The 6,228-nt window shown below is 30.0% G+C and carries 14 protein-coding genes; 13 read left to right on the top strand and 1 reads right to left on the bottom strand.

What is annotated here, in order from left to right; genetic code table 11:
• A partial coding sequence (locus AB2369_RS10520; RefSeq protein ID WP_367666435.1) for a helix-turn-helix domain-containing protein occupies positions 1–288 on the bottom strand: 288 nt, incomplete at its 3' end.
• 172 nt (positions 289–460) lie between these two features.
• Between AB2369_RS10520 and AB2369_RS10525 the strand changes: the two genes are divergently transcribed.
• From AB2369_RS10525 to AB2369_RS10585, 13 genes are all read left to right on the top strand, one after another.
• Positions 461–655, top strand: a complete 195-nt coding sequence (locus AB2369_RS10525; RefSeq protein ID WP_367666436.1) for a helix-turn-helix transcriptional regulator — start codon at positions 461–463, stop codon at positions 653–655.
• 310 nt (positions 656–965) lie between these two features.
• The gene (locus AB2369_RS10530; RefSeq protein WP_367666437.1) at positions 966–1,484 is read left to right on the top strand and encodes a helix-turn-helix domain-containing protein; all 519 of its coding nucleotides are present in this window, start codon (positions 966–968) and stop codon (positions 1,482–1,484) included.
• 4 nt (positions 1,485–1,488) lie between these two features.
• On the top strand, positions 1,489–1,773 hold the full coding sequence (locus AB2369_RS10535) for a helix-turn-helix domain-containing protein (RefSeq protein WP_367666438.1): 285 nt from the start codon (positions 1,489–1,491) through the stop codon (positions 1,771–1,773).
• Positions 1,774–1,791: 18 nt separating this feature from the next.
• Positions 1,792–2,148, top strand: a complete 357-nt coding sequence (locus tag AB2369_RS10540) for a DUF6075 family protein (protein WP_367666439.1) — start codon at positions 1,792–1,794, stop codon at positions 2,146–2,148.
• Positions 2,149–2,401: 253 nt separating this feature from the next.
• Positions 2,402–2,641 (top strand): AbrB/MazE/SpoVT family DNA-binding domain-containing protein, encoded by a 240-nt coding sequence (locus tag AB2369_RS10545; protein ID WP_367666440.1) that lies wholly within the window; start codon positions 2,402–2,404, stop codon positions 2,639–2,641.
• 44 nt (positions 2,642–2,685) lie between these two features.
• Complete coding sequence (locus AB2369_RS10550; protein WP_367666441.1) at positions 2,686–2,865, top strand: hypothetical protein; 180 nt, start codon at positions 2,686–2,688, stop codon at positions 2,863–2,865.
• A complete protein-coding gene (locus AB2369_RS10555; RefSeq protein WP_367666442.1) occupies positions 2,858–3,046 on the top strand; it encodes a hypothetical protein in 189 nt (62 codons plus the stop codon). The genes AB2369_RS10550 and AB2369_RS10555 overlap by 8 nt, the downstream gene beginning before the upstream one ends.
• A gap of 11 nt (positions 3,047–3,057) precedes the next feature.
• On the top strand, positions 3,058–4,092 hold the full coding sequence (locus AB2369_RS10560; protein WP_367666443.1) for a hypothetical protein: 1,035 nt from the start codon (positions 3,058–3,060) through the stop codon (positions 4,090–4,092).
• 13 nt (positions 4,093–4,105) lie between these two features.
• The gene (gene dnaB / locus AB2369_RS10565) at positions 4,106–5,407 is read left to right on the top strand and encodes a replicative DNA helicase (RefSeq protein ID WP_367666444.1); all 1,302 of its coding nucleotides are present in this window, start codon (positions 4,106–4,108) and stop codon (positions 5,405–5,407) included.
• Positions 5,408–5,411: 4 nt separating this feature from the next.
• The gene (locus AB2369_RS10570) at positions 5,412–5,552 is read left to right on the top strand and encodes a hypothetical protein (RefSeq protein ID WP_367666445.1); all 141 of its coding nucleotides are present in this window, start codon (positions 5,412–5,414) and stop codon (positions 5,550–5,552) included.
• Positions 5,553–5,641: 89 nt separating this feature from the next.
• The gene (locus tag AB2369_RS10575; RefSeq protein WP_367666446.1) at positions 5,642–5,788 is read left to right on the top strand and encodes a hypothetical protein; all 147 of its coding nucleotides are present in this window, start codon (positions 5,642–5,644) and stop codon (positions 5,786–5,788) included.
• A 99-nt stretch (positions 5,789–5,887) separates the two neighbouring features.
• The gene (locus AB2369_RS10580) at positions 5,888–6,019 is read left to right on the top strand and encodes a hypothetical protein (protein ID WP_367666447.1); all 132 of its coding nucleotides are present in this window, start codon (positions 5,888–5,890) and stop codon (positions 6,017–6,019) included.
• Between the two features lie 21 nt (positions 6,020–6,040).
• The coding region (locus AB2369_RS10585; protein ID WP_367666448.1) for a hypothetical protein at positions 6,041–6,228 on the top strand (188 nt) is incomplete at its 3' end.

Genomic DNA, 6,228 nt, shown 5'->3' on the forward strand with positions numbered 1-6,228 from the left:
AGGAGGAAGGTCTTTATAAAAGTCATCAGTTCTATGAAAAGCTAAAGATTCTGAGTCCTTTAGTATTTTATCAGCCGATTCTTTAACATCAGTAACTCCCATTAGATAATCAATAGATACATTAAAGAATTCTGCCAGCTTTCTTTTTAAGTCATCATCAGCTTGTCGCTTACTTAATTCATACTGAGAAATGGTTGATTTTTGGAGACCGAATAAAGTTGCTAGCTCTTCTTGAGTTAAGTTTTTTTCAATTCGTAATTCTCTTAGTCTTTTAGAAAAACTATTCACAATTAATCACTTCCTTAAAAATATTATAGTACACAAATTGGCGACTTTGTATAATTAATAAATAAGTAGTCAAAAAGACCATTATTTTCAAAAATAATATTGACAGTTCACGAGATGACTACTATAATAAAAACAAGAGGTTCACAAAACGACTACAAGGGAGGTGTATAAATTGATTGAAAACTTAAAGAGAATAAGAGAAAAACACGGAATAACTCAAGAAGGGATGGCTAAATTTTTAGGGTACAAGTATAAGAGTGGTTATAATAATATAGAAACTGGAAAAAGAAAATTAGATTTAGAAACTGCTAAAAAAATTGCAGATATATTTAATATAAAAATAGATGATCTTTTTTTCAAAAAATAGTTTACAAAATGACTACTAGTCTATAGAGAACAAAGTTATATCTCATTAAATTATATTAAATAAATTTTATAGATATAAGAAAGGAGAGTTTTAAATTAGAAAACAGGATTAAAGGACAAAGTAAGAGACCTTGTCCTAAGCAAAAGATATGTAAAAAAATTGAGACAAGAATTGTCTCAAGATTTGAAATTATATTATTAGAAGCTGTATGTTAATTTAATTTTAAGACTTTAAGTTGTAGACTTCAATTTGATTTAATCTACTAATTGTAGATTTTAAAAGTATAAAAGTGTAAGGGGATTATAGGATTATGTTAGGACAAGTAATAAGAGAGGTCAGGGTTAGAAATAACTTATCTCAGATGGAATTAGCAAGTGAAATACATTATAGCAATAAAACTATAAGTGCTATTGAAAATAACAGGAGAGATATTAGCTTAGAAGGGTTAAGCGAATTATGTGGCAAACTTGATGATCCTAGACTTTATATAGAGACTATAAGCAAAGCAACCCACGGAGTATTTTCAGTGCCTTGGCTTAATGGAGAAGGAACAGATCTTCATAGGTCTTCAGTACATAATAAAGTTATGGAAGAACTGGTAGAAGCCATAGATGCAATGAGAGAAGTAAAAATTTATAAAAATCCAAATTTTGCTGATAAGGAGGATTTGGAAGGAATTAAATATAGTTTAGAACAGGTTATTGATGTCTATACAGCTGCGGCTACATATATAGCAGTCATATGTGAAGAATATTGCCTTTCTCCTAAAGAAGCATTTAATAACCAAAGAAGAAAATTAGAATTGAAAGGATATATAAAGGAGGAATAGTTTTATGACAACTTATACCTTAGACGAAGTAGCAGAAATTCTGAAAGTTACTAAAATGACCGTTAGGAGTGAAATAGAAAAGAATAGATTAAAAGCAATTAAAGTTGGAGCTATTTGGAGAATACCAGAGGTAGATTTAGCAGACTATTTAGGTACTATAAAGAATAACTTTAAAACTGAAAAAGAAGTGGAGCTAGAGAAAGAAATTGAAAAAATTAAAAAAGAGAATTTGAAGCTTAAAAATATAATAGTGGAGATATCCACAGCGGCTTTAAAGATAAATATGTAAGTTAATAGGAGGGTATTTATGAATTTTATAAACAATGGTCATAAAGTAGCTTTTAATACATGTATGAGCAAGAGTGGAGTAAATTTAGAGGATAGAGAAAGAGTATCAATGTTTTATATACTTTCAGGATGTGATGATTTAGTTAATAAAGGTATATATAAATTTTATGATTTTAATAAGAATATCATAAAACCAGGTTCATTAAGGAGGGACTTATGTAGCAGTTCTAAATCCATGGTTAAACTTGCTTTTCATCTATACAATGGAAATCACAAGAATTTAAGTATCATGGATATTATACAACCTTTAGATAAATCCAATAGAGTCATTACCCTTAATGCCATAGCTATAGATTTAAAATGGAAGGGCTTATAAGTGATATGTATAAAAGCAATTTTAATTACTTAACACAAGAAAAAAAGAACCTTAATTTAAGGCTCTTTTAAGTCAATAACATTCATGCTAGAACATCCGACAATGTTCTAGCACCATTATAACACATCAAAAAAGGATGGTGCAATATGAAAAAGATTAAAATGAAATTTATTACTTGGATAGATCGCTCAGGAAAAAAGAGAGTTGCTTTAGTAGGTAAAAATTTTTAATAAATATGTGGAGGATGAAAGATATGAAAGCTATAGGAGTTGTTAGAAGAGTAGATCCATTAGGAAGGATAGTTCTACCAGTGGAAATAAGAAGAACTTTAGGAATTGAGGAGAACGAAACCAATATGGAGATATATATAGAAGGAGAAATAATACTTCTCAAGAAGTATGAGCCATGTTGTATCTTCTGTGGAGAAGCTAGAGGCGTAGGTTTATTTAAAGGTAAAAAGATTTGCAAGAAATGTTTAGGAGAGATGAAATAGGAAGTAGAAATTTCTACTTCCTTATAAGAAAGGGGATTAAGGTGATGGATAAAAGTTATGATATTATTGCACTAGAGCACAAGCAATTAAGAAATGCATTAGGAATACTTTTAGATTATACAAGATCTATGAGTATGGCAACAGGATATAAAACCAAAGGAGCTCCTAACTTAGATAACATAGGAGGATTACTTACAAGAACTGGAGGAAACATATGTGAGTAGTCTTTCAATAGGAAATCAGATAAGGTTAAGTATTAAAAGAAGTCATAGGCCTGAGAAAAGAGAGACTTTAAGAGGAACTATAATTTATAAGAATAGGTATTTTCTTATTATAAACACAGGGGTTTATAATGTCTCTTTTTTAAATTCTGACTTCATTGATGAACACATAATTCTTATGTAAGGAGGAGCTTTATGGCTAGAAATAAAGTATTTAGACAAGTATTTACATCATTTTGGGAAGATGATATGATTATGGATACATTTACTCCAGAGGATAAACTATTCTTTTTATATCTATTAACTAACCCTAGAACTACTCAAATAGGTATTTATAAAGTTATAGAAAAGGAAATGGCTTTTCAGCTTGGGTATTCAAGGGAAGCTATATCATCATTACTAGATAGATTTGAAAATCACCACGAACTAATTATTTATAACAAGGAAACTAAGGAGATTGCTATAAAAAATTGGGGTAAGTATAACTTAAGAAGAGGGGGAACTCCATTTATAAATTTACTTAAAAATGAGTTAAAAGAAGTTAAAGATTTAAAACTCATATTATGCGTATACAATAGTATAACTGGAAGACATGCTAAGAAGATATTTAATGAATTTATGGTTGAAAAAGGGCTAATAAATGAAGAAATCTTTGAAGAGGGTTCAGAGTATTGTGAAGATTCATCACTAAAAGATATAAATGAAGACATAGAAGAAGATGAATATGAAGAGAATGATTCACTACACGATACGGATTACGATTCATGCCACGATTCGGGGGGAAGAATAAAGAATAAAGAATTAAGAATAAAAGAAAAATATAAAAAAGAAAAAAAGGGTGATTCAGCTGAAGCTGAGGAGAATGATTCATTTTCTCAAAGAGTACCCTATGATGAAATAATAGCTCTATATAACTCTGTCTGTAAGTCCTTACCCAAAGCTAAGGCTAGAAATGATAAAAGGGATAGAGCCATGAAAAGACTTTGGAAAAATAAGATGTTTAATAGCTTAGAGAAATTACAGGAGCTATTTTCTAAAGCTAATAAAAGTGATTTTCTCGCAGGTATAGTAAATAATTTTAAAGCAGATTTTGATTTTGTTATAAGGCTAGATAAGTCTATAAAAATTATGGAAGGGTCCTATGATAACAGAAAGGTTATTAAGCAGGAGATGTTTAAGCCATTAGGAAATATGCCTAATGCAGGGGCTTACAACAAAGTGGAGTATTAAGGGGGAGTCTAGTATGGAGTTAACATCGCTACCATGGTCCTTGGATGCAGAAGTAGCTGTGCTTGGAGCAATATTAAATGGGGAAGACTTTGAAGAAGTATTAACACTTTCAACTAAAGACTTTTATAAAACAAGCCATCAGTTTATGTTTAATGCAATAAAAAGTCTTGATGGAAAAGGAAGACCAGTTGATTTAGTAACTCTTATTGAAGAACTTAAAATTAGTAAAACACTAGACGAAGTAACTGTAACCTATGCATCGGAGATAAGTAATGCTTATTTAATCGGAACTAACATAAAGTCCTATGTAGATATAGTAAAAGACTATTCAAGGAAGAGAGAGCTGATAGCTATATCTAGGTCGATAAACCATAAAGTTTATAATGGGTTACAGGTAAGTGAAATCATATCTTCTGTAGAAGATAACTTCTCAAAAATGCAATTACAAGGGTCAAATGATATATATGACATAGGTAAATGCTTGGAAAGTACTATAAACCAAATGGAAAGAAATTATCATAATAAAGGTGCACTGCTAGGGGCGAGTACAGGATTTACTAATATAGACAAGCATATTAGTGGTTTATGTAAAGGAGATTTTATAGTAATAGCTGCAAGACCATCCATGGGTAAGACAGCTTTTGCACTTAACTTAGCTTTAAATGTAATAAGTAAAAAGAATAAAGTAGCCATATTTTCTTTAGAAATGGCCAAGGAACAGTTAATGCATAGAATATTAGCATGCGAGTCTAGAATAGAATTGAATAAAATAAGGCTTGGAAAGCTAAATGAAGATGAGTGGGTTAAGGTGTGTGAGAGCTCTTCTTATCTTTCTACTCGTTCACTTAGTATAGATGATAAAGCAGGAATAACAGTATCAGAGATAAAAGCAAAATGTAAGAGAATGAAAAAGAGTAGAGGACTTGATGTAGTACTTATAGACTATTTACAGCTGATAGAGTCTAATGATAGTGAAAGTATTAGGGAACAACAGATTGCAAAAATTTCTAGGGAGCTTAAAAAGATGGCTAAGGAATTAGAAATAACAGTTATAGCATTATCTCAGCTTTCACGTGCTCCAGAACAAAGAAATGATAAGAGACCAATTTTAGCAGATCTCAGAGAATCAGGGACCATAGAACAGGATGCAGATATAGTTATGTTTCTTTATAGAGATGAATATTATTATCCAGAGTCAGAAGAAAAGCAGATAGCAGATATTATTCTAGGCAAAAATAGAAATGGAGAAACGGTTACATGTAAATTAGCATGGCTTGGTCAATATCAAAAGTTTGCACAAATAGCATTGAGGTAAAGTTATGGATGCATTAGAAAAAGTAATTAAACTATATTTTGAAGGAGTTTCAGTGTGTGAAGCTCTTAAAAATATAAGTGAAAGCGATAAAAGAAAATTTAAATTAGTAGTTGAGAAATATAAAGTAGAGAAAGAAAATAAATAAGGTTAGTTCACTTGGAAAATTAATTTAGAGTTTAAATATTATATGTAAAATAAGTGAGTTCCATTCTAAAAGAGATTGGAGGAAATTATATGAAGGAAGTTATTGTACAAATGGCACAGGCTATAGAGAAGGAATTAGGATTAGGAAATGACGTAATAATCAAGAAAACTAATAAGGGAATAAAGGTACAAGCTCTTAAGGTTAAGACTATAAAAAATGAAAGGTGTTTTGAATAAAAATAAATATTAAATAGAGTTAAGTAATAAGTGGATTACTTAGAAAGTCAAAAGGGACTTATGCAGATGCATAGGTCCCTTTATGCTTAGGAGGATAAGATGATTATAGTTGAAGCTATTCCATATAAGAATTTTAAGCAAAAGATAGAAGTTACTAAAAAACTAAAGAATAAAGTTAAAATTTTAGAAATAGATAATGGATTTATATATACAGAAAGAGACATAAAGTAGATTTAGGAGGGTATGTTTATTATGAATTATATTAGAGAAGCTGAGGAAATATTAAAGAATCTAGATAACCTAAAAATATCAGTAGAGAATATGACCGATAAACTTAAAGAACTTAAGGCAGATACAGGGTATAAAGGTATAGATTATTCTGGAATGCCTATGGGTAATAACATAATACATGATGATAAGATAATAAATAAGCTTATAGA

The organism is Clostridium sp., assembly GCF_040797585.1.
Lineage (GTDB): Bacteria > Bacillota > Clostridia > Clostridiales > Clostridiaceae > Clostridium_Z.